The 23,934-nt window shown below is 73.4% G+C and carries 16 protein-coding genes and 1 pseudogene; 8 read left to right on the forward strand and 9 right to left on the reverse strand.

The window, feature by feature from the left end; all coding sequences use genetic code 11:
- Nucleotides 1-75 precede the first annotated feature (75 nt).
- The 7 genes from ACT01A_RS23645 to ACT01A_RS23675 all read right to left on the reverse strand — a co-directional run bounded on the left by ACT01A_RS23645 (nucleotide 76) and on the right by ACT01A_RS23675 (nucleotide 4,977).
- A complete protein-coding gene (locus ACT01A_RS23645) occupies nucleotides 76-468 on the reverse strand; it encodes an arsenate reductase ArsC (protein WP_445149566.1) in 393 nt (130 codons plus the stop codon).
- Entirely contained in the window at nucleotides 468-1,145 is a 678-nt protein-coding gene (locus ACT01A_RS23650; protein WP_445152859.1) for an aquaporin, read from the reverse strand. The genes ACT01A_RS23645 and ACT01A_RS23650 overlap by 1 nt, the downstream gene beginning before the upstream one ends.
- A gap of 41 nt (nucleotides 1,146-1,186) precedes the next feature.
- Nucleotides 1,187-1,957 carry an arsenite methyltransferase gene (gene arsM, locus ACT01A_RS23655; RefSeq protein WP_445149567.1) on the reverse strand — a complete coding sequence of 257 codons (771 nt, stop codon included), beginning with the start codon at nucleotides 1,955-1,957 and terminating at the stop codon, nucleotides 1,187-1,189.
- A complete protein-coding gene (locus ACT01A_RS23660) occupies nucleotides 1,939-2,196 on the reverse strand; it encodes an ArsR/SmtB family transcription factor (protein ID WP_445152860.1) in 258 nt (85 codons plus the stop codon). The genes arsM and ACT01A_RS23660 overlap by 19 nt, the downstream gene beginning before the upstream one ends.
- Nucleotides 2,197-2,412: 216 nt before the next feature.
- Entirely contained in the window at nucleotides 2,413-2,616 is a 204-nt protein-coding gene (locus ACT01A_RS23665) for a hypothetical protein (RefSeq protein ID WP_445152877.1), read from the reverse strand.
- Nucleotides 2,617-2,665: 49 nt separating this feature from the next.
- A complete protein-coding gene (locus ACT01A_RS23670; protein ID WP_445149568.1) occupies nucleotides 2,666-3,862 on the reverse strand; it encodes a fatty acid desaturase family protein in 1,197 nt (398 codons plus the stop codon).
- An 11-nt stretch (nucleotides 3,863-3,873) separates the two neighbouring features.
- On the reverse strand, nucleotides 3,874-4,977 hold the full coding sequence (locus ACT01A_RS23675) for a ferredoxin reductase (RefSeq protein ID WP_445149569.1): 1,104 nt from the start codon (nucleotides 4,975-4,977) through the stop codon (nucleotides 3,874-3,876).
- Nucleotides 4,978-5,060: 83 nt separating this feature from the next.
- Here ACT01A_RS23675 and ACT01A_RS23680 point away from each other — a divergent pair, with 83 nt between their 5' ends.
- Complete coding sequence (locus ACT01A_RS23680; protein WP_445149570.1) at nucleotides 5,061-6,278, forward strand: PucR family transcriptional regulator; 1,218 nt, start codon at nucleotides 5,061-5,063, stop codon at nucleotides 6,276-6,278.
- A gap of 20 nt (nucleotides 6,279-6,298) precedes the next feature.
- Nucleotides 6,299-6,904, forward strand: a complete 606-nt coding sequence (locus ACT01A_RS23685; protein WP_445149571.1) for a hypothetical protein — start codon at nucleotides 6,299-6,301, stop codon at nucleotides 6,902-6,904.
- Nucleotides 6,905-6,915: 11 nt separating this feature from the next.
- Here ACT01A_RS23685 and ACT01A_RS23690 read toward each other — a convergent pair whose 3' ends face one another.
- On the reverse strand, nucleotides 6,916-7,290 hold the full coding sequence (locus ACT01A_RS23690) for a VOC family protein (RefSeq protein WP_445149572.1): 375 nt from the start codon (nucleotides 7,288-7,290) through the stop codon (nucleotides 6,916-6,918).
- 125 nt (nucleotides 7,291-7,415) lie between these two features.
- On the opposite strand from ACT01A_RS23690, the gene ACT01A_RS23695 reads away from it, so the two are divergent.
- From ACT01A_RS23695 to ACT01A_RS23715, 5 genes and pseudogenes are all read left to right on the forward strand, one after another.
- The gene (locus ACT01A_RS23695) at nucleotides 7,416-14,762 is read left to right on the forward strand and encodes an Ig-like domain-containing protein (protein WP_445149573.1); all 7,347 of its coding nucleotides are present in this window, start codon (nucleotides 7,416-7,418) and stop codon (nucleotides 14,760-14,762) included.
- Between the two features lie 47 nt (nucleotides 14,763-14,809).
- Complete coding sequence (locus ACT01A_RS23700; RefSeq protein WP_445149574.1) at nucleotides 14,810-16,324, forward strand: calcium-binding protein; 1,515 nt, start codon at nucleotides 14,810-14,812, stop codon at nucleotides 16,322-16,324.
- 34 nt (nucleotides 16,325-16,358) lie between these two features.
- Nucleotides 16,359-19,100 (forward strand): AAA family ATPase, encoded by a 2,742-nt coding sequence (locus tag ACT01A_RS23705; protein WP_445149575.1) that lies wholly within the window; start codon nucleotides 16,359-16,361, stop codon nucleotides 19,098-19,100.
- Between the two features lie 60 nt (nucleotides 19,101-19,160).
- Entirely contained in the window at nucleotides 19,161-20,516 is a 1,356-nt protein-coding gene (locus tag ACT01A_RS23710; RefSeq protein ID WP_445149576.1) for a hypothetical protein, read from the forward strand.
- Between the two features lie 83 nt (nucleotides 20,517-20,599).
- A pseudogene (locus tag ACT01A_RS23715) lies at nucleotides 20,600-21,989 on the forward strand (glutamate decarboxylase).
- A gap of 13 nt (nucleotides 21,990-22,002) precedes the next feature.
- Here ACT01A_RS23715 and ACT01A_RS23720 read toward each other — a convergent pair.
- Nucleotides 22,003-22,158, reverse strand: a complete 156-nt coding sequence (locus tag ACT01A_RS23720; protein WP_445149577.1) for a hypothetical protein — start codon at nucleotides 22,156-22,158, stop codon at nucleotides 22,003-22,005.
- Between the two features lie 208 nt (nucleotides 22,159-22,366).
- On the opposite strand from ACT01A_RS23720, the gene ACT01A_RS23725 reads away from it, so the two are divergent.
- The gene (locus ACT01A_RS23725) at nucleotides 22,367-23,878 is read left to right on the forward strand and encodes a sigma-70 family RNA polymerase sigma factor (protein ID WP_445149578.1); all 1,512 of its coding nucleotides are present in this window, start codon (nucleotides 22,367-22,369) and stop codon (nucleotides 23,876-23,878) included.
- Nucleotides 23,879-23,934: the final 56 nt, after the last annotated feature.

Here is a 23,934-nt window from a genome sequence, read left to right on the forward strand (position 1 = left end):
ACGCTAGCGGGCAACAGCAGCCCGGCCGTCGGCGATCTTCCGGCGTCGGACGGCGTCCGATCGCAACGCGTCCGGCTAGAGCGCAGTGAGCAGGTCGCTCACGCGGCGGGCGATCTCGTCGCGGGTGGCGCGGATCTCGTCGATCGGGCGGCCCTTGGGGTCGGTGAGGTCCCAGTCGATGTAGCGCTTGCCGGGGATGTAGGGGCAGGCGTCGCCGCAACCCATCGTGACGACGACGTCGGCCTGCTCGGCCAGCTCGCGGGTCAGGCGCACGGGGCGGACGTCGGTGAGGTCGACGCCGACCTCGCGCATGACCTCGACGACCTCGGGGTGGACGTGGCCGGCGGGGTCGGCGACGCTGCCGGCGCTCAAGGCATGGTGATTGCCTTGGGCGGCCTGTTCGAAGAGGGCGCGGCTCATCTGGGAGCGTCCGGCGTTGTGCAGGCAGACGAACAACACGGTGGACATCAGGTGGTCGCCTTGACGGGTTCGGGGTGGGGGAGGACGACGTCGGCGGCGGCCTGCGGGGTGACGCCGGGGTACAGCGTGCGGATCAACGCGATCGCCAGGACGCCGGCGGCGAGCTGCGCGACGACGTAGGCCGGCGCCGAGGCGGGGGCGATGCCGGCGAAGCTGTCGGAGAACATCCGCCCGACGGTGATCGCGGGGTTGGCGAAGCTGGTGCTGCTGGTGAACCAGTAGGCGGCGCCGATGTAGGCGCCGACCGCCGCGGGGGCGGTCGCCGCGCGGCCGGTGCGCGCGAGCGAGAAGACCACCAACAACAATCCCACTGTGGCCACGACCTCGGCCAGCAGGTGCGCACCGCTGGCGCGGTGCGTGGTGGCGATGCTCACGGCCGCCTCGGCGAACATCGCGTTGGCCAGCGCCGCGCCCGCGACGCACCCGACGACCTGCGCGGGGATGTAGGCCAACGCGTCGCGGCGCGAGATCCCGCCGAACGCGGCGTCCACCAGCGACACCACCGGGTTGAAGTGCGCGCCGGAGATCGGCCCGAACATGAGGATCACCGCGTACAGGCCGGCGGCGGTCGCCGCAGCGTTCTCCAGCAGCTGGAGCCCGGTGTCCTCGGGGGAGAGGCGCGCGGCGGCGATCCCCGAGCCGACGACGACCGCGGCCAGAAGCATGGACCCCAAGAACTCGGCCAGGAGGCGGCGACGCAGGTCGGTCACGCACCGGCCTTGCGGGCGCGCACGATCGCCGAGGCGGCGTGCGTGTGGACGCGGTGGGTCTCGCGGATCTCGATGTCGGCCAGCCCGGCGGCGGTCAGGGCGTCCTCGAACTCCCGGCGGGTCAGCGCTCCGGCGATGCAGCCTGTCCATTGCGCCATGTCGGCGCGGGTCGCGTCGTCCATGCCCTCGTCGGCGATGACGTCGGAGACGGCGAACCGGCCACCGGGCTTGAGGACCCGCGCGACCTCACGCAGCACCCGCGGCTTGTCGCCCGAGAGGTTGATGACGCAGTTGGAGATCACGACGTCGACCGACGCGTCGGGCAGCGGGATCTCCTCGATGTGCCCCTTGACGAACTCGACATTGGTCGCGCCGGCCTGCTCGGCGTTGGCGCGCGCCAGCGCGAGCATCTCGTCGGTCATGTCCAACCCAATGGCCTTGCCCGTCGCGCCGACGCGCCGAGCCGAGATCAGGACGTCAGCGCCAGCGCCCGAGCCCAGGTCGAGCACGGTCTCGCCAGGGTGCAGGTCGGCCACCGCGGTCGGAACGCCGCAGCCCAGCGAGGCGCCGAGCGCGTCGGCGGTTGCGCCTTCGACCTCGGCGCCCGCGTAGACGGCGTTGCCGAAGACCTCGGTGCCGGAGGCGTCGGTCAAAGACACCGACGAGCAGCACCCGGCGCCGTCCGCGGTCGCGCGGGCGGCCGCGGCGTAGCGCTCGCGCACCGCCTCACGGACGTCGTCGGTCGGTGTCATCGGTGCGTCAGCCATGCGATCAGCTCCTCGGTCGAGCCCGGCAACATGTAGTAGTAGGCCCACAGCCCGCGGCGCTCGCTGCCGACGACGCCCGCGGCGACCAGCACCTTCAAGTGCTTGGACAACGCCGGCTGCGACATGTCGAACAACGGCAGCAGCTCGCACTGGCAGACCGCCTCGGGCGCCGCCTTGCGCAGCGTGTCGACGATCCGCAGCCGGGTCGGGTCGGCGAGCGCCTTGACCGTCGCGGCCAGCGCGACCGCCGCGTCGGGGGAGAGGTCGGGCTCAACGGGCGCCTCGCAGCACCCGCCGGCCTGGCGCTCACGAGGGCTGAGAACGGGCAATGCGGTGCTCACAGATCGCACCGTAACAAAACCAGATGGTTATGAGCAAGCCTTTTGGTTATGCGTAGGCCGGCGACGTCCTCAGCCGCCGAGATCCCTCGGCTCTGCCGGCAGCCGCGCGCCCGGCTACTTCGTGCCGTGCGTGGTGATCTTGCCTTCGGTCTCGTCCTCGGTGTTGGACATGCGGCTCGGGCCTTCGCCTACACCGGGTGCTTCGGCGCGCTCGGCGCCCTGAGGGTGCTGGCTGATCCCGCTGCCTCGGCGCGAGTAGATCCCATACGCCGAGGCGAGCAGAACGACCACGACGACGACCAGCACGATTGCGACCATGATCATGATGTTCCCGAAACGGCTCAGCGCGTAAGCCTGGGTTCCCCGCTCAGGCCGCGATGGGCTCCCGCTCGGCGGTGGCGGTGGCGGTGGCGGTGGCTCCGGTGGCCGCGGCGCGGATCCGCGCGAGCGGGGCGACGACCGCCTCGGCGGCCTTGCGCGGGGTCTGGTTGGGCAGCGCGAGGCGGAAGACCTTCTTCCACGCCGAGGCGACCTGCTTGGGCAGCGGGCCGCTGGTGTAGGTCAAGCCGTAGCGCTCGAAGAGCTCCTCGACCTTGGGCGCGATCTCCTGGTAGCGGTTGCTGGGGAGATCGGGGAAGAGGTGGTGCTCGATCTGGAAGGAGAGGTTGCCGGTCATGAGGTGCATGAACGGGCTGCCGGTGATGTTGGCCGAGCCGAGCATCTGGCGCAGGTACCACTCGCCGCGCGTCTCGCCGTCGATCGAGGTCTTCTCGAAGGTCTCGACGCCCTCGGGGAAGTGCCCGCACATGATCACGGAGTGCGTCCAGAGGTTGCGCACGAGGTTGGCGGTGACGTTCGCGCCGAGCGTGGTGAGCGCGGACGGGCCGGACAGCAGCGGGTGGACGACGTAGTCGCGGGTCGCCTGACGGCGGATCTTGCGCAGCACGCTCTTGGTCTGGGTGGCGAGCTCGCCGGTGTCCTTGCGCCCCTTGAGGGCCTTGCCGACCTCGAGGTCGTAGGCCGCGATGCCGTACTCGAAGAAGCACGCGTTGATGAAGTTCCACAGCGGCTGGGCGATGTAGAACAACTGCCAGGGCTGATCCTCGTCGACGCGCATGATCCCGTAGCCGAGGTCGTTGTCGCGGCCGATCACGTTGGTGTAGGTGTGGTGCAGCTCGTTGTGGGAGTGCTTCCAGAGCTCGGCGGGCGAGGCGTTGTCCCACTCCCAGGTGGTGGAGTGGATCTTGGGGTCGCGCATCCAGTCCCACTGGCCGTGCATGACGTTGTGGCCGATCTCCATGTTCTCCAGGATCTTGGAGACGGAGAGCCCGGCGGTCCCGGCCAGCCACGCGGGCGGGAACAGCGAGACGAGCAGCGCCGCGCGGCTGGCGAGCTCCAGCCCGCGCTGGGTCCGGATGATCCCGCGGATGTACTCCGCGTCGCGCTCGCCGCGGCTGGCGAGGACCTGGTCGCGGATCGCGTCGAGCTCGCGGCCGAGGTTCTCGATGTCCTCCGCGCTCAGGTGCGCGGTGGGGTCCTCGGGCTTCTTCTGCATGGCGGTCATGGTCGTTCCTCTCAGAGTTCGATCTCGCAGGGGCCGGCGGCGGCCGACACGCAGGTCTGGACGAGCACGGGGCGGCCGGGGCCGCTGTCGGGGGAGGCGGTCGTGAGGTCCCCGTTGCGCAGGTCGCGCACGGCGCCTTCGCGCAGCGGCGCGACGCAGCCGAAGCAGATGCCCATGCGACAGCCCGAGGGCATCAGGACGCCGGCGCTCTCGCCCGCGTCGAGCAGCGACGTCGCGCCGCCGGCCTCGACCGCGACCTCGCTGGTGGTGAAGGTCACGGTGCCGCCGTCGCCGGTGGCCATGACGGTGGGCCGGAAGCGCTCGGTGTGCAGGCGTTCGGAGATCCCCCGCTCGGCCCAGCGGCGCTCGAGCGCGTCGAGCATCCCGGCGGGTCCGCAGGCCCACGTCTCGCGCTCGTCGAGGTCGCCGACCAGGCCGGCGAGCGCGTCGGCGTCGAGCATGCCGTCGGCGTCGGTGTGGCGCTCGACGAGCGTGATGTGCCCGCGCGCCGCCAGCATCCGCAGCTCGCCGCCGAAGATGACGTCCGCGGCGGTCGGCGCCGAGTGCACGACGACGAGGTCGCCGAGGTCGTCGAGCGCGTTGCGCAGCATCCCCATCACCGGCGTGACGCCGCTGCCGGCGGTGACGAACAAGACCTTCTCGGGGCGCGGGTCGGGCAGCACGAACTCGCCGCAGGCCTGGTCGAGGTGGACGAGCATCCCGACCCGTGCGCGGCGCACGACGTGGGTGCTCACCACGCCCTCGGGGATCGCCTTGACGGTGATCGCGATGCAGCCGTCGGGCCGGTCGACCGGGGAGGTCAGCGAGTACGCGCGCCATTGGCGCACGCCGTCGACGTCGAGGCCGATCCGGATGTACTGACCGGGGACGTGTCCCGCCCAGCCGCGCCCGGGTCGGATCACCAAGGTCACGGCGTCGCGGGTCTCGGGGTGGACCGCGACGATCCGGCCCCGCAGGTCGGCGCCGGCGCGCAGCGGGCTGACGAGGTCGAGGTAGTCGGCCGGGAGCAGCGGCGTGGTCATCAGCCCCACGAGGTCGATCGCGCGGTCGCGCAGGCGGGATGCGACGTGGCGCGTGGGGAGCGCGGCGGGCATGGGTTGAAGGTACCCGCCATCACAGATAACTTCTTATCCATGGAACGTGAGCGTTCGGGCAAAATCTGTTCTAAGCGAACAAGATGAGTGGAGCTGCCGCGGTCCATGGCGCGTCCCGGCTCGCCCTCGATCTCGAGATCGGGTCGCGCCTGCGCGGGCGGCTGCCGGCGGTGGCCGAGCAGACGGTGCTGGCCGTGGTCGCCGAGGTCCCCGGCTACGCCGGCGCGTTCAGCGGCGAGCTCCGGACCAACATCGAGCGCGGCGTGCAGATGGCGCTGCGCGGGTTCGTCCGCCTGGCCGAGAACGCCCGCGACGGCGACCCGCGGATCCCGCTGCAGCCCGCGCTCGAAGGCGCTTATGAGCTCGGGCGCGGCGAGGCGCGCGACGGGCGCACCATGGACGCGCTGCTCGGCGCCTACCGGGTGGGCGCCCGCGTCGCGTGGCGCGAGCTCTCCGCCGTGCTCGTCGCCGAGGGCCTGCCCGCGGGCGCGGTCGCGCAGTTCGCCGAGCTGGTCTTCGCCTACATCGACGAGCTGTCGGCGGCCAGCGCCGCAGGGCATGCCGACGAGCACGCCACGACCGGCCGGGTGCGCGAGCTCTACCTCGAGCAGCTTGGGCAGCGGCTGCTCGAAGGCGCGTCGCACGACGTCCTGGTCGAGGCGGCCGAGCGGGCCGGATGGGACCCGCCCGAGACGCTGACCGCCGTGCTCCTACGCGAGGCCCAGGTCGGCCCGATCCTCTCCACGCTCGACGCGCGGACGCTTAGGCTGCACGGCGACCTCATGGGCGCCGAGGAGACCGCGATCCTGTTGGTGCCCGACGCCGCGGGAGCCCACCGGGCGACGCTGCTGCGGGCGCTGAAGGGGCGCGATGCGGTCGTCGGCCCGGCACGGCCCTGGACCGCCGTTGCCGCCTCAGCGCAGCGCGCCGGCCGCGCCCGGGAGCTGATCCAGGCCGCTGACGACGAGGCTGTGGACACCGAGGCCCATCTAGCGACCTTGCTGATCGGGTCCGACGCCGAGACGCTCGCCGACCTGCGTCGCCGGGTCCTCGAACCGCTGTCCGAGCTCCGTCCGAGCGCCGCGGAGCGCCTGGAGCAGACGCTCCGCTCGTGGCTCCTGCACCAGGGACGCCGCGACGACGTCGCCGCCGACCTCACCGTGCACGCCCAGACCGTCCGCTACCGGATGACGCAGCTGCGCGACCTGTACGGCGACCGGCTGCACGATCCGGCGACGGTGTTCGAGCTCGTGATCGCCCTCGGAGCCCCGGCGGCGGGTGACGGCTCGCGCCTGCCGTGACCAGCCTAGGATCGCTGGACATGGTCGATCCGAACCAGCACGACGTCTTCCTCATGCGCCAGAAGCTCACGGCGATGGTCAACCGCTATGAGTTCTTCCTGCCCGGCGCCGACGGGCAGCCGGGCGAGTTGGTGGCCTTCGTGGAGCAGGCGCGGTTCAAGTTCAAGGAGGACATCCGGTTCTACACCGACGACTCCAAGGCCGTGGAGATCCTGCGGATCAAGGCGCGCCAGCGGTTTGACCCGCGCGCCCGCTACGACATCACCGACGCCGACGACCGCAAGGTCGGCGAGATCCAGAAGCTGTTCAAGCAGAGCTTGCTGCGCTCGACCTACGCGCTGTACGGACCGGACGGCACCGAGCTGTGCAAGGCCACCGAAGCCAGCGGCGGCATCGCGATCCTGCGCCGGGTCGGCGCGCAGATCCCCTACGTCGGCGACTTCTTCCCGATCCCCTACAACTTCCACTTCGTCCGCGACGGCGAGGTGCTGGCCACCGACGTCCGCGAGAAGTGGAAGCTGCGCGACAGCTACACCATCGACTGCACCGGCGATCCCGGACACCAGCTGGACCGGCGGCTCGTGCTGGCGGCGGCGGTCGGGATGGACGCGCTACAGGCGCGCTGAGGCTCGGACGATCAGCCGCGCGGCACGTGGCGGCCGTGGAGCATCAGCGGGTTGCCGTCGGGATCGCTGAAGAAGGCCATGTGGCAGACGCCGGTGTCGAAGGTGTCGCCGAAGAAGGTGACGCCCTTCTCCTCTAGTTGGGTGCGCATGGCGGCGACGTCGTCGGTGTGCAGCGCGATCGCGTTGGTGTTGGCGTTGAACTCGCGGCCGGCGGTCGTCGGATCCCAGATGCTGAGCGTGGTGTCGCCGAGGTCGAACTCGCTGAACTCCTTGTCGACGGTGTGGGGCGACTCGACCAGGCCGAGGGTGTCGCGGTAGAAGGTGGCGGCGCGACCGTAGTCCTGGGTGGGGATGGGCACGAAGTCGATGCGGGTGATGGAGGCCATGCGCTCACGCTATGGGGCGTTGCGGTCAGCTCTTGTCCGCAGTCGAGCGACGACGCGGGACCCGGCCCGAGGGCGTTGGGGAGTTCCCCGATGTGCGTCGCGGCTGGCGTCCACACGATGGTTGGATGCTGTCCTTCTCCTGTCCTTCGGGGCTGCGCGTCGTCCGTCTCTCGTCGCTGCTCGCGGTGCTCCTGGCCCTCGCTGCGGTGTCGATCGTGGTGCTGCCCGCGAGCGCGCAAGCGCGCTCGTTCGTCGTCGACGACGCGGGCGACGAGAGCGACCGCGACGTCTCCGACGGCAACTGCGAGACCTCAGAGCACGTCTGCACGCTGCGTGCGGCGATCCAGCAGGCCAACCGCGAGGAGGATCGCGACACGATCACCTTCGACCTCCCCGACGGCGCGGTCATCCGGCCCGAGGTCCGCGGTCTGGACACGATCCGCGAGCCGCTGACGATCGATGGCTCCGGCGGCGACGGGCGACCCGGCGTCGAGATCGACGGCAGCGCGTTGCAGGCGCCGGGCCCGCAGGCCGGCGAGGGCTGGTTCGTCGTGCGACCCCACGGCCTCTACGTCGCCGACGCCGAGGACGTCGTGATCCGCGGGATGATCGTCAACCGCACCACCGGTGCCGGGATCGCGGTGACGCGCGGCACCGACGTGCGCATCGAGAACAACTGGCTCGGGCTGGATCGCACCGGCACCCAGGACGCGGGCTACTTCACCACCATCAACGCCGATCCGGCGGGCGTGCTCGTCGAGGGCGGCAAGCGCGTGACGATCGGCGGGCCGCTGGCCGGGCAGGGCAACGTCGTCTCCGGCACCGAGCGCGGCGTGGTCGTCGTCCAGGGCGCGCTGCAGACGAGCATCGAGGGCAACCTCGTCGGCCTCAGCGCCGACGGCCGCGAGCCGATCCGCAACGACCGCGACGGCATCATCGTCCAGCACGGCCTCGTCGGCGACGCGCCGCGCGAGACCGAGATCATCAACAACGTCGTCTCGTCGACGGGCCGGCCGTCGGTGCCCGAGCTGTCGGGCGTGGCGACGGGCATCCGCGTCGACGGCGCGATCGACACGACGATCGTAGGTAATTGGGTGGGCTACGACCGCACGCACGAGCACGTCGCCGGGACCGCGGGCGGCACGCTGGGCGTCGACGGCACGGGGATCCGCGTCGACGACGCACGGCGCACGACGATCGGCGGCCGCGGCGCCCTGGCCAACCACGTGGCCGCGTCGGCCGCGGACGCGATCCTCGTCATGGGCACGGGGCTGGACGACACGCGGGTGCAGGGCAACGTCGTCGGCCTCGACGCCGAAGGCCGCGACACGGTCGACGCAGAGCTCGAGGACACCACCAACGCGGGCAACGGCATTCGCGTCAGCGCCGAGGACGCGGCGCGCGACGTGCTCGTCGGCGGCGACGGGCTCGGCGAGGGCAACGTCGTCGCCGGCAGCCGCAAGCAGTTCGGGATCCTGGTCGAAGGCCCGCTCGTCTCGCCACGGATCGCCGGCAACGCGCTCGGCACGTCGATCCTCGAGCCCTACCCGATCCCGGACGAGCTCGGCGGCATCCTCCTCGACGCGTCCGACGCGGGCCGCCCCAGCGCCCCGCTGATCACCGGCAACCGCATCGTCGCCGAGCCGATCGGCATCCGCGTGGAGCGCGCCGACAACGCGCGCGTGCACGGCAACCGCATCGGCCTGCTCGCCGACGGCGCCGCGATGGGCACGGGCTACGGCGTCGCGGTCCTCGACGCGCCGGGCACCGAGGTCGGTGGGGCGTTCCCCGAGGACGCCAACACGATCGTCGCCAGCCGCAAGGCCGGCGTCGTGGTCAACGACGCGCGCGCGACCGGCACCAAGATCTTCAACAACGACGTTGGCCGCACGTCGCTGCCGAGCACCGCGACGCCCGAGGAGCTCGGGAACGCGATCGGCATCGCGGTCGGCGAGGCCGGCGGCCGTCCGGCGCCGACGGACGTGACCGTCGGCGGCGCGACGCTCTCCACGGCCAACCGGATCGCCAACGGCGGGGTCGGCGTCCTGGTCCGCAACCTCGCGCGCAAGACGACCGTGGCGGGCAACGTGATCGGGCTCGACGGCAGCGAGCCGGCCGCGCCGGAGACCGGGATCGAGGTCTCGCGCGGGCCCGAGACGCAGGTCGGCCTCCCGGGGCGCCCGAACGTCATCGTGGGCGCGACGTCTGACGCGATCCGGATCACGGGCGCGGCCGCCGGGCGGCGCGTGCAAGGCAATCGCATTGGCTTGCGTCCGGCGCCGAGCACGGACGCGCTTGGCAACGACGGCAACGCGATCCGCTTGGAAGGGGCGTCCGACGTGGTCGTCGGCTATGGCCTCGACGACGACATCGAGCCGGACTGCGCCGGCACCAGCTGCAACGAGATCGCCGCCTCGGGCTCCGCAGCGATCGCGGTCGTCGGCGAGGGCGTCCACAACACGATCCGCGGCAACCGCGTGGGCGCTTCCGCGCAGCTCGCCGTCGACCTGGGCGGCAACGAGGCCGACGGCGTCGACCGGCTCGACGCGCGCGACGCCGACGGCGGCGCCAACCGCAGGATGAACGCGCCGGCGGCCCTGCAGGTCGTGCGTAGCGGCCGTCAGGGCAGCATGCTCGTGACCGGCCTCGTGGAGTCGGCGACGCCGCGCGAGGTCACCGTCGACGTCTACCGCCAGCCGATGCGCGCCGGCCGCTCGAACGCCGGCCGCGGCGCCACCTACGTCACGACCGTGCACCCTGACGCCCACGGGTCCTTCGTCGCGCCCGCCGACGCCGGGTATGCCGGCAAGGACATCCTGTACACGGCGATCGCCACCGACGCGGACGGCAACTCGTCGGAGTTCGGTCAGGGCTGCGGCGCGGTGGACGTGACCCTTGGCAGCGACGACGACAGCGACGGGATCTGCGACGAGTGGGAGCAGTGGGGCCTGGACGTCGACCTCGACAACAAGCCGGACTTCGACTTCCCCGACGCGCGGACCTCGCAGCGCGACGCCTACGTCGAGGTCGACGCGATGGAAGGCGCGCACGTGCGCCCGTCGCGGACCGCCCTGACGACGGTCCAGCGGGCGCTCTCCGCGGGCCCCGACGGCGGCGTCGTCCTGCACTTCCTGACCGGCGACGGCGATCGCGACCACGTCGACGAGGACGTCCCCGCCAGCCAGGACCCGCTCGTCGTCGGCTCGCGCAAGCCGGGCGCGCTGGACGACTACGACGACTACCGCTGGGGCGACGACGCCGACGGCGTCTGCTCCGGGCGCTTCGGCACCGCCGCCGACCGCGATGACGAGGACGGCAAGTGCTGGGCGCGCCTGGCGGCGCGCGGCCTCGTGGTCCGTTATGCGCTGGCGGCGCAGGAGCTCGCGCCGCCGCGCAACGGCGGCACGACGCTCGGCCAGGCCGCCTTCGGCCGCGGCTTTGCCGAAGCGATCGGCGGCCAGACCGACAGCTGGGGGTGGACGCACGCCTACGGCCGCCCGGGCTGCGCCAGCGGTTCGACCTGTCGCGAGATGGCGCGGTCGTGGACGTTCACGCACGAGCTCGGCCACGCCTTCGGCCTGCACCACAGCGGCGCGGACGACGAGCCGGTCTACGACCCGGCGCACCTCAGCGTCATGTCCTACATGTACGACCAGCCGCTGCTCGGGCTGCCGCTCGACTACGGGCGCGGCGACGGCCCGGCGGTCGTCGACGAGCAGCACGTCGACGAGCAGCACGGCTTCGCGATCCCGGCCTCGGCGACCGCGCGCGGCTGGAAGGTCGCGACCACCTCTCTGGTCGATCCGTTCGAGCGCGGGAACCCGTCCGACTACACCTGCGACGTCGTCCTGCTCGGCTCCGGCGAGGCGCACGACTTCGACCTCAACAACAAGAACGAGCCGGACATCCCCCACGGGCTCAACGACCAGGGCTCTGACGACCGCTGCCGCGATCCCGACACCCAGCGCGACCACTCGACCGGCGACTACGACGAGTGGGGCCACCTGGAGCTGTCGGTCCTGGTCGCCGAGCGCGGCTGGCGGTCGAGCGGCCTGCGCGCCGCGGCCGACCCGGAGCCGGCGCCCGAACCCGGGCACGAGCCGCTGCGCGCCGACCTCGACGGCGACGGCATCTCCGCGGGCGACGTCTGCCCGACGGTCGCCGATCGCGGCCAGGCCGACGCCGACCACGACGGCGTCGGCGACGCGTGCGCCCGGCCCGAGATCATCGGTGCCAGCGACCTGGCCGTGAAGGTGAGCGGTCCTGCGCGGTTGCGGGCCGGCGAGCGCGACGCGCTGAAGCTGACGCTGACCAACGACTGGCCGCTGGCGGCCGGCAGCGCGACCGTCGCGCTGACCCTGCCGGCCGGGCTCGTCCTGGACGGCACGCCGGACGGCGATGGCGACTGGGACGCGGCGACGGCGCGCTGGACGGTCGACGGCGTCGGCGTGCGCGGGGATCGGCACCTGACCGTCCCCGTCCGCGCCGCAAACGGCGACGCCTCCGCGGTGCAGCGGGAGGCCATCGCGGAGGTCGTCGCAGCGGCCGACGCGGACGTCGACTCGCGCGCCGGTGACGGCGTCCCCGGCGAGGACGACTGGGCCGCGCATCCGATCGAGCTGCTGCCCGGCGACGCGGTGCAGCGCGAGCTGTCGGTCGCCGACGCGGCCACGGCCGAGGGCACGAAGGTCGCGCGCCGGCTGCGGTTCGCGATCACGCTCGACCACGAGTCGGTCGGCACCGTGCGCCTGCGCGCCCGGACCCGGCCGGACGGCGCGAGCTCGCCCGAGGACTTCGACGCCGTCGACGTGCCGGTGCGCTTCGCGCCCGGCGAGGTCCGCCGGGTCGTCGAGGTCCCGGTGCGCCCCGACGCCCAGCGGGAGGACGACGAGGACCTGGAGCTCGTGCTCTCCGACGTCGAGGGCGCGGGCGTGGCCCGCGGCACCGCGCGCGGCACGATCCGCGACGACGACCAGCCGCTGGTCGCCGGCGACCTCTCCGCGCTGACCTGCATCGGTCCCTACAGCGACGCCAAGGCCTGCGGCATCGAGGGTCCGGGACTGCGCGGGTCCAAGTTGATGTTGATGGTTGGCGAGCGCGACCTGTACGTCAGCGACCGCGAGCAGCTGCTGCACCTGCACCGCGATCCGGCGACCGAGGCGATCCGGCCGGTCCGCTGCTGGGCGGTGTTCATCAAGGAGCGCGAGTGCGAGCGCCTCACGATGCCGCCGCGCGAGGGCGAGGACACCGGGCCGGCACTGCGCGACGCCGAGACGCGGCGGATGGCCGCCTCCGCCGACGGGCGCCTCGTCGCGCTGTCCTCCTCGCACGGCGGCAGCACCGGAGAGGACCCGCGCGTCCAGCTGCTGATCCGCGACCCGGACACGGGCGACCTGCGCTACACCGGCTGCGTCGTGCCCAAGTCCGCCGTCGGCTGCTTGTACGCCTTGGTCGGCTACCCCGACGCGGTCCACGTCTCGCCCGACGGGCGCTTCGTCTACCTCGTCGCCGGGCTGCAAGTGCGGCGGATCGCCGTGGGCGAGGACGGCCGGCCGACGGCGGTGACCGTGCAGCGCTTCGACGGCGGCGAGGAGGGCCATGAGCCCGAGCAGGGCACCTCGACCTCGGCGCTGGCGCCGGACGGCCGCACGCTCCTGATCCGCACGCAGGACCGGCTGACGGTGCTGGAGCGCGACCCGGAGACCGGCGCGGTGTCGATCGTGCGCGGCGTGGACCTGCCTGGCTTTGGCGCGGTCACGATCGCGCCGGACGGCACGCGCGCCTACGCGTTCAGCGACGAGCGGCGCCTCCTGCGCCAGTACGCCTACCCAGCGCTGACCGACGAGGGCTGCGTCCAGGAGCGCGGCGCGGCGCCGGACGCCGGCTGCGCCTCGCGGCCCGCGCTGCTGCGCGGCATCGGCGAGCTGGCCGCGACCGCGGACGGCCGCGAGGTCTACGGGGCGGTCAGCGGCGGCGGCGCGATCGTGGTGCACCGCGACCGCGATGGCGCCCTGACGGGCGGCCGCTGCATCGACCCAGAGGACGCGACAGACTCGTGCGACGACTCCGGTGAGCCCGGCGGGCCGCGCGACGGTGTCATCCTGCCGACCACCGACGGCCGCGTCGTCTTCACGCTCGACGGCCACGTCGTCAACCAGCTCGTGCGCATCCAGCCGCCGGCGCCCGACGGCAACCGCGCGCCGGTGTGCGCGCCCGCCAACGTCCACGGGCGGCCGGACCGCCCGCTGCCGGTGCCGCTGCGCTGCGCGGACTTCGACGGCGATCCCGTCACGGTCCGGCTGACGAGCGACCCGGCGCACGGCGCGTTCGACCCGCTCGGCGCGGGGGAGACGACCGCGACCTACCGTCCCGAGCGCGGGTTCCGCGGCGCCGACGGCGCCACGTTCCGCGGCAGCGACGGCCGTGCCGAGTCGGCCGAGACGCGCATCGACCTCGCCGTCGGCAACCGCGCGCCGGTCTGCGCGCCGTCGACCCAGTTCGCGCACAGCACGCGCGGCGCCAGCGGGATCTCGGTCCTGTGCGAAGACGCCGACGGCGACCCGCTCACGCTGACGGTCGTCGACGGCCCGCAGCACGGCACGCTCGGCGCGTTTGACCGGTTCGTGATGCCCTACACGCCGCAGGCCGGCTACCGCGGGCCGGACCACATCACGGTCCGCGCGAGCGACTCCTATGACAACTCCGAGCCGGTGACGATCACGATCGACGTCGGGGACCCGGCGCCGCGCTGTCAGTCGGTCGCGGGGATGGCGCTGGGTGCGAAGGAGACCGCCAAGGCCACCGTGTCGTGCTCGGATCCCGACGGCGGGCAGGTCTCCGTCGCCCTGGAGTCGGGCGTGCCGTTCGCGAAGGCCGCGTTGAAGGACGGCACGCTGACCGTCACCGCGGCCGAGCAGGCGGGCAGCGGCAAGCTGGTCGTCGCCGCGCGCGACGACGGCGGGCAGGTCGCGCGGCTGGAGATCCCGGTCTCGGTGACCGTCGCGCCCCCGCCCGAGCCGAGCGACCCGACGTGTGCCAACAACTGCCAACCGAGCCCCGGCGGCACGATCACCATCACCTTCTTCTGCGACGGCAAGTCGGTCTCGCAGGCCAAGTACCACGCGTGCCGCGGGCAGGCCGTGATGATCGTGTGCAGCTCCCCGGCGGCGTGTCGGACCACGACGAGCGGCGGCATCGCCACCGCGAAGGCCAAGGCCAAGGTGAAGATCCTGCCGTCGGTCAAGGGCAAGCGCCTCGCGCAGGTGCAGAGCTCGGTCAAGGCCGGCAAGAAGGGTCGCTTGCAGCTCAAGCTGACCAAGGAAGGACGCCGGCAGCTGGCCCGCAAGCGCAAGCTGCGCGTCGCGATCGTGATCGACGTCCGGCAGCTCGACGGCCGCAGCTCACGTGTGCGCAAGGTGATCACGATCCGCGCGCCGAAGCCGAAGGTGAAAGCGAAGACGAAGACCCGTTAGGGACCTCCCCGATGAGCTCGGGGAGGGGGTGGCGCACCATCGTCGGCATGACCCGAGCTCCTCATTCCCTGCGCCGCCTGCTCCCCCTCGTGGGCGCGCTCACCGTCCTGTTGCCCGTCGCGTCGGCCTCCGCCGGGACGGTGACGCGGGAGGGCGACGTGCTCGTCTTCCGCGCCGCGCCCGGCGAGGCCAACGACCTGTTCGTCAACGACGAGAGCCCCGAGATCGCGTTCAGCGACGCCGAGGCGTACCCGATCACGATCGCCGCCGGGGCCGGATGCACGGTCGGCGTGCCCGCGAGCATCGTGCGTTGTACGCCGGCGGGCGCGATCCGCGTCGAGCTGGGCGACGGCGACGACGTCCTGCGCGAGGGCTACGGCTGGCCCGCGACCCGGCCGGTCACCGCCGACGGCGGTCCGGGCAACGACCGGCTCAGCGGCGAGGCCGCGGTCGACGTCCTCACCGGTGGCGACGGCGACGACGTGCTCAAGGGCTCCGGCGGCGACGACCACCTGCTCGGCGGCGCCGGTCGCGACGAGCTCGACGGCGGCGCCGGGCGCGACGAGGTCCGCGGCGGCGACGGCGACGACGCGCTGGCCGGCGACCCCGGCTCCTCGATGGCGCCCGACGTCCTGGACGGCGGCCCAGGGCGTGACACGCTAAGCGAGTACGAGTACAGCGACGGCGGCTCCTCGCAGCGCGCGGTCCGCGTGACGCTCGACGCGGGCGGCGCCGACGACGGCCGGCCGGGGGAGGGCGATGAGGTCGCCGGCATCGAGGTCGTCCACCTGCTCGTCGCCGCCGAGCTGGTCGCCGGCCCGTTCGGCGCCGACCTGAAGGTCTTCCACACCGGCGCCACGCCGTCGCGGCTGACCGGCGGCCCGGGCGCCGACGTCCTGACCGGCTACGACTACGACGACACGATCTCCGGCGGCGCCGGGGACGACCTGCTGATCGGCGCCTACGGGCATGACACGATCACCGGCGGTCCGGGCAAGGACACCATCAACGCCGACGCCGTCGACGGCTGCAACTTCCTGGAGTGCCGCCCGATCTACGGCAACGACACGATCGACGTGCGCGACGGCGAGGTCGACACGGTCGCCTGCGGACCGGGCACCGACCGCGTCGTCGCCGACGCCGCCGACGTGACCGCGCCCGACTGCGAGACCGTCGAGCGCCCGGCCACCACGACGCCGGGCGGCAAGCAGCCGACGACGACGCCCGGGACGTCAGCGAGCAAGGTGAAGGTCTCGGTGCCGGTCGCGTTCACGGCCCGGACGCTGAAGGCCAAGCGCGGGCGCACGCTGAAGGTCACCGTGCCCGGGCGCGGCAAGGTCACGCTGACGCTGGCTCGCGGCGCGAAGGGCAGCGGCGGCACCGCCGCCACCGGCAGCGCGAGCGCGAAGGCGGCCGGCACGATCTCCGTTCGCCTGGCCGCCCGCACGTCCGCCCAGCGCCGCCGCGTGCGCAAGGGCACCTACCGGCTGACGGTCCGCTTCACGCCCGCGACCAAGGGCGCGAGCGCCGCGAAGGTGGTGAAGACCATCAAGGTGCGATGAGGCAGGGCCGCGCCTTGAAATACCATCTCCATCGGTGGACGGGCTTCAGGGGCGCGATGGCGAGCTGCGGCGGATCGAGCAGCTCCTCGATGGGGCGGGCAACGGCGACGGCGGCGCGCTGCTGCTGCTCGGCGACGCGGGCATCGGCAAGTCGACGCTCGTGCGGGCGGCGCAGGACCACGCCGCCGAGCGCGGCCTGCGCGTGCTGCGGGCCCGCGCGGTGGAGGCCGAGCGCGAGCTGCCGTTCGCGGGCCTGGCCGAGCTGCTCGCGCCGGTCGACGCGCCCACCGCGATCCTGGGCGGCATCGGGGATGGCGACGGCGACCGTGCGCCCCGCCAGCCCTTGGCCGCCGCGATCGAGCTGCTGCGCCTCCTGGAGGCGCTGGCCGCCGAGGGCCCGCTCCTGGTCCTGGTCGACGACGTCCAGTGGCTGGACGGCGTGTCGCTGGACGCGCTGTTCTTCGCCGCCCGGCGCCTGGACTCCGAGCGCGTCGCGGTGCTCTTCGCGGCCCGCCCGGAGCCCGACCGCGGCCTGTTCGCGCGTGGCGTCGAGGTCCTGGAGCTGGAGGGCCTGACGGACGAGGTCGCCGACACCCTGATCGAGCAGGACGTCGCGCCCGAAGCGCGCCGCGCGGTCGTCGCGGCCGCCGACGGCAACCCGCTGGCGCTCGTTGAGCTGGCCCGCTCGCTGACGCCCGAGGAACGCGCTGGCGCCGCGGCGATCCCGGCCCCGATCCGCCCCGGCGGCGCGATCGAGCGCGTCTACCTCGCCCAGCTCGACGCGCTGGACGACGACACCCGGCGCGCGCTGCTGATCCCCGCCGCCGAGGAGCGCCTCACGCTCGACCGCCTCCACGCCGCGCTCGACGCGCTCGGCATCGACCGCCGCGCGCTCGATGGCGCCCAGCGCGCCGACGTCCTGCGCGACGAGGCCGGGCTCGTGCGCTTCCGCCATCCGCTGCTGCGCAGCGTCGCCTACCACCGCGCCGCGTCCGCCGACCGCGTGGCGGTCCACCGCGTCCTCGCGAGCCAGCTCGGCGACCGCGACTTCAACCGGCGGGCCTGGCACCTGGCGGCCGCCGCGACCGGGCCGGACGAGACCGCGGCCATCGCGCTGGAGGCCGCGGCCGAGGATGCCTGGGGGCGCGGCGCGCTGGTCGAGGGCGCCGACGCGTTCGCGCGCGCCGCCGAGCTGACGCCGCCTGAGGACCCAGACGCCCGGGCGCGGCGCACGCTGTCCGCCGCGCGGCTGCTGGCGGTCGCCGATCAGCCCCAGCGAGCGTTGACGATCGCTGAGCGAGAGCTGACCGCCGCGGCGCCGCGCGATCCGGTGACCTACGCGGCGCTTCAGCACGTCCGCGGATCGATCACGATGCGCACCGGCGACCTCGACGGCGGCGCCCGGATCCTCGTCGAGGAGGCCGAGCGCGTGGCCGCCGCCGACCCCGCGCGCGCGGCCCAGATGCTGCTGGACGCCAACCTGCGCCACCGCGTCGTCGGCGACTACGCGGCGATGGTCCGCCTCGCCCGCCGGACCCGCGTGCTGGCGGCCAAGGTCGACCCGCCGCTGGCCGCGCTCGGCGAGCTGACCGAGGCCATCGCCTTGGTCAACCGCGGCGACGGCGCCGAGGCCGACGCGATGATCGCCCGCCACGAGGACGTCCTGCTCGACCCGCTCGCGGTCCGCTTCGGCCTCGAGGTGCTCGGCTCGCCCGCGCACGCCTCGATCTGGCTGGAGCGCTTTGACCGCGCCGAGCGGATCCTGTCGACGCTGATCGACCGCGCGCGCCGCCGTTCGGCCGTGACCGCGCTCGTCTACCCGCTGGCCGCTCGCGCGCAGCTCAACCTCCGCCGCGGCCGGCTGCGTCCGGCGCACGCTGACGGCGAGGAGTCCGTCCGGCTCGCGTTCGAGACGCGTCAGTACGGGCTGGTCGGCTTTGCGACCGCGATGCTCTGCGAGGTCGAGGCGACGCTCGGGCTGGAAGACGCCTGCCGCGAGCACGCCGCCGCCACGATCGGGATCTGCGACGCGATCGGCGGCGACGCGATGGGGCTGTGGGGTCGCGCGGCGCTCGGCCGTCTGGAGCTCACGCTCGGGCGCCCCGAAGCGGCGGTCCCGCCCCTGGAGGCGTGCGCGCGACTGGCCGACCGCGTCGGCCTGGTCGAGCCCAACACCGTGCAGTGGGCGGCCGACCTGATCGAGGCGCTGGCCCGCACCGGTCGCGCCGACGAGGCGCGCGAGCACCTGCCGCGGCTGGAGCACGGCTGCGGGACCGGCTGGGCGCGGGGCGCGCGGCAGCGGTCGCTGGCGCTGCTGGCCGACGGCGACGAGGGCGACGAGCTCCTGGAGGCCTCGATCGCGACCTTCGAGGGCTGCGGCGCGCGGTTCGAGGCGGCGCGGTCGCGGCTGGCGCTCGGCGAGCGGTGGCGCCGCTCGCGACGGCGACGCGACTCGCGCGCGCCGCTGACCGCCGCGCTCAGCGCGTTCGAGGCGGCCGGCGCCGCGCCGTGGGCGGCCCGCGCCCAGGACGAGCTGCGGGCGGGCGGCCAGGGCACGACGGCGACGCCGGAGGCTGAGGCGTGGGACGAGCTGACACCGCACGAGCTGCGCGTGGCGCTCCTGGTCGCCGAGGGCCGGACGAACCCGGAGGTGGCGACGCAGCTGTTCGTCACGCGCAAGACCGTCGAGCACCACCTGTCGCAGGTCTACCGCAAGCTCGGGATTCGCTCGCGGACCGAGCTGGCGCGGCTGCTGGCGTCCGAGACCAGCGGCTAGGTCCGGCCGTTGGGGAGGTCCCCGATGCCGTCGGGGAGGCCGCCGTCCAGCATCGTCGGCATGTTCCGCACCCCGCTCCCCATCGTCGCCGCGACGGTCCTGGTGTCCGCCGCGCTCGGCTCGGCTGCCGCTTTTGCCGGCGCCGCCGAGATCACCTACATCGACCAGAACAACGTCTACGTCGAGAACCTCGACGGCAGCGCCCGCCACGCGCTCTCCACCGACGGCACGCCCGCCCGGCCCTACGTCCTGCCGACCGCCGACGAGCAGGGCAGCCTCGCCGCCTTCCAGGCCAACGCTGAGACCGGCCAGCAGGAGATCGTCTACTGGACCTACGGCACCGGCACGCCCCAGCGCCACCGGATGCCGCGCACGCCCGGCGACCAGACGACCTCGCCGCCGACCAGCGCGCGGATGCAGCCCGACGGCGCCACCGCGATCCTCGGCTACACGTTCCTGTCCTTCGGCGATCCCAACCAGCCGCGCCACGGCCGCACCAACCCCAACAGCCCGGGTCTAGCTGACGCGCAGACCTCGATCGACTACACCGACCTGACCTGGTTCCGGGAGAAGCCGGTCGTCGCCCGGCCCGAGGGCAACATCTACTGGACCGGCGCCTCCAAGGTCATGCTGACGCCCAACACGCCGGGCATGAAGCTGACGTTCGCCGAGATCTCGGCCGACGGCACCCGCGTGCTGGTCCGCATGCGCCTGGCCGACGGCACCCAGCAGCTCGGGCTGTTCGCCTATGAGAACGACCTGCCGCCCTACGGTGACGTCACCTCTGGTTGTGCGCTGCCGATCGGCGCCGGCTTCGCCTACGGCGCGCTGAGCCGGGACGGGAAGTCGGTCGCGTGGGACGACGCCGCCGGCGTCCACGTCGCCCAGGCCGACCCGTACCAGTTCGACGCCGACTCGAACTGCGTGCTCGCCGGCTCGCGGACGGTGTCGAGCACCGCGCGGATGCCCTCGTTCTCTGAGGCGACGACGACCGCGCCGGCGCCCGCGCCCGGCGGCGGTGGCGGGACCACACCGCCCGGCGGCGGTGGCGGTGGCGGCACGATCACCACGCCGGGCGGGTCGACCGGGACGCCGCAGAAGCCCGGCGGCCCGGACAGCACCACGACCAAGACCTTCAAGATCACGCTGCCGTCGTCGTTGAAGGCCATCAGCTTGCGTCGCGGCCTGTCGCTGAAGGCCACCACCCCGGGAGCCGGCCGGCTGACGATCACGCTCAAGCGCGGGTCGCGCACGCTCGCCAGCGGCACCGCCACGGTGCGCGGCGCAGGATCGGTCAAGGTCCGCCTCACGTCTAAGCGCGGCGCCAGGCTCGCCGGTCGCGCCACGCTCGCCGCCACCTTCACGCCCAAGGGCGGCAAGGCCACCCGCAAGACGGCGACGGTGCAGGTCCGGTAGCGCGGATCGTGCTGGTCGCCCTGGCTGGATGTGCGCGCTGTGGCGGAGCACACTGCGTGGCACCCCAAGCCAGGAGAAGCGCCATGCCCCTGCACCACGCCTCGTTCGACGCCGACGACCAGCTCGCCATCCGGCCGCAGCTCGCGCCGCTGGGCGAGCCGTCGTCGGTCCCCAAGCACCGGCTGCCCGACGCAGAGCTCTCACACGAGGCGGCCTACCAGCTCGTCCACGACGAGCTGCTGCTGGACGGTCAGGCGCGATTGAACCTCGCCACGTTCGTGACGACGTGGATGGAGCCGCAGGCGCGCGTGCTCATCGACGAGTGCCTGGACAAGAACATGATCGACAAGGACGAGTACCCGCAGACCGCGGAGCTCGAGCGGCGCTGCGTGTCGATGCTCGCCGCGCTGTGGGGCGCCGAAGAGGCCGACGGTCAGGCGACGGGCTGCTCGACGACCGGCTCCAGCGAGGCGTGCATGCTCGGCGGCCTGGCGCTGAAGTGGCGCTGGCGCGAGCGCCGCCGCGCGGCGGGCAAGTCCACCGACAAGCCGAACCTCGTGATGGGCGCCAACGTCCAGGTCTGCTGGGAGAAGTTCTGCCGCTACTGGGACGTCGAGCCGCGGCTGGTCGACGTCAGCGAGGCGGCGACCCACCTGACCCCCGAGGGCGCCGTCGCGCACTGCGACGAGAACACGATCGGCGTCGTCGCGATCCTCGGCTCGACCTTCGACGGCACCTACGAGCCGGTGGCCGGGATCGCCGCGGCGCTCGACGCGCTGGCGGCTGGCGGCGGCCCCGACGTCCCGATGCACGTCGACGCCGCCAGCGGCGGCTTCATCGCGCCATTCCTCGACCCCGATGTGGTCTGGGACTTCCGCCTGCCGCGCGTGCAGTCGATCAACGCCTCGGGCCACAAGTACGGGTTGGTCTACCCGGGCGTGGGCTGGGCGGTGTGGCGCGACAAGGCGGCGTTGCCCGAGGACCTGATCTTCGACGTCGACTACCTCGGTGGCTCGATGCCGACCTTCGCGCTGAACTTCTCGCGCGGCGGCGCCCAGGTCGCCGCGCAGTACTACAACCTGGTCCGCCTCGGCCACGAGGGCTATCGACGTGTACAACAAGCCTCACGCGACACCGCGCTCCGGCTGGCCGAGCAGATCGCCGGCCTGGAGCCCTATCGGCTGATCTCCGACGGCAGCGAGCTGCCGGTCGTCGCCTTCGCGCTCCAGGACGGCCGACTTCGACGTGTACGACATCTCCGAGGCGCTGCGCGTGCGCGGGTGGATCGTGCCCGCCTATCCGATGCCGCCGGCGATCGAGCACCTCGACGTGCTGCGGATCGTCGTGCGCAACGGCTTCTCGCCCGATCTCGCCGACCTGCTGCTCGAAGACCTCGGCCACAAGACCGCGCTGGCCGTCGAGCACGGCGGGGCGCCCTCGCGCCACCCGCGGCACGCGTCGTTTCACCACTGACGCCGGCGGGGGGTCACCAATAGTGGCGGCGACCGGCTACGGCGCGGTCCGTTGCGCCGAGGACCCAGAGCACCGCGCCGATGATGATGAGCACGACGCCGATGGTCCAGAGGATGCCGATGCCGAGCGCGAAGCCGAGCAACAGGAGAATCAAGCCGAGGATGATCATGTGGGACCTCTTGGGTGGGGTGGTGGTGGCACCAAAACGGTGCGGCCCGGCAGTACCCGTCGTGCGGGGCGGACAGCAAAGATTTCGACGGGCGGACGCGACGTGGAAGTCGCACCTGACCTTCGTCGGCCGAGCGCGTTGTTAGGTGTCGTGTGCGCGACGCCCGCTTCCTTGTTTGCCGACCGGCTCCTCAAGGGATCACGACTGCGTGAGGATCCCGGACGCGGAGGAGCTGTGGCGACGATTCGGCGCCGGGGACGGGTCGGCGTTCACGCAGCTCTACAGCGATCACCACCGCGACGTGGTCCGGTACTGCCGGTCGCTGCTGCGCGACGAGCAGGACGCGCAGGACGCCGCCCAAGGCACCTGGACCGCGATCTGGACGAGGCCTGACGCTGCTCGGCGGGACGTCCCGCTGCGGCCGTGGCTGTTCCGCGTGGCGCACAACGAGTCCGTCACCATCATCCGCCGGCGCCGCCCGCACGATCCGCTGAGCGATCTCGATCTGCCTGCGCTCGACGACGTCGCCAGCGACGTCGAGCTCCGCGACCGCCTGGCGACGCTGCGCGCCGATCTGGTCGACCTTCCCGAACGCCAGCGCGTCGCGCTGCTGTCGCGCGAGCTGGGTGGCCTCGGCCACGCGGAGATCGCCGAGGCGCTGGGCATCTCGGTCGGGGCCGCTAAACAGACGATCTACGAGGCGCGCCGCGCGCTGGTCGAGGCCGAGAGCGGTCGGTCGATGGCGTGCGACGCGGTGCAGCGCGCGATCTCCGATGGCGACGGGCGGGTGCGTCGTGGCCGCCGCGTGGGCGCGCACCTGCGTGCCTGCGAGAGCTGCCGGACGTTCGCCGACGCGGTCGGTCGGCGACGGCGCGAGCTCCGTCTGCTGTTCCCGGCGCCCGCGGCGCTGAGCCTCTTGGCGCGGATCGCGGCGGGCATGGGCGCCGGCGGAGCCGGCGGGACCGTCGTGGCCACCAGCGGCTCGGTTGCGACCAAGCTGGCGGCGACCGCTGCGGTGATCGCCGTCGCAGGCACCGGCGTTCAGCACGAGCTGGCCGACCCCGGTCGCGCCGACGCCAAAGGCCCGGCGGCGCCGCACGCCGTGGCCGTGGCCGTGGCCGCGGCGCCGGCGCGGACCGCGTCGCCCTCGCGGCTGGTCCTCGCAACCGCCCGGACGACCGCACCGCCGGGCTCCGCGCGGCAGCGTCCGGCCCCGGGCACGCCGTCCTCGGCGGCTTCGTCCAAGCCGCCAAGAGCCGCGGGTCGTCACCGCCCTCCGGCAGGCGCGGTTCCGGTCACCGCTCCGGTCGAGGTCCCGGTCGCCGCGCAGCCGGTTTCGGCGAGGCCTGACCACGGTGCTAGCGGGCCGGCCCGGGCCGACAAGACGAAGGCCAAGACGCCGCCGGGACAGGCCAAGAAGGTGGACGGTGCGAAGCCGCCCGGTCAGGCTAAGAAGGTGGACGGCGCGAAGCCGCCCGGTCAGGCCAAGAAGGCGGACGGGGCGCAGCCACCCGGCCAGGCCAAGAAGACCGAGGCCGCGGAGCCGCCGGGCCAGGCCAAGAAGACGGACGAGGCGAAGCCGCCCGGTCAGGCCAAGAAGACCGACGCCGCCGCGGCGTCGCCGCCGACCTCGCCTCCGGCCTCCGATGGCGCCGCCGCGCCCTCCGACATGCCGCCTGGCCACGCCAAGGCCGCTCCACCCGGGCACGGCAAGCCGTAGCGCGCGCGGGCCCGGCGGCCGTCGCCCAGTGCCTACATCAACGCCCTGGGGATGGG

The organism is Baekduia sp. Peel2402, assembly GCF_052567285.1.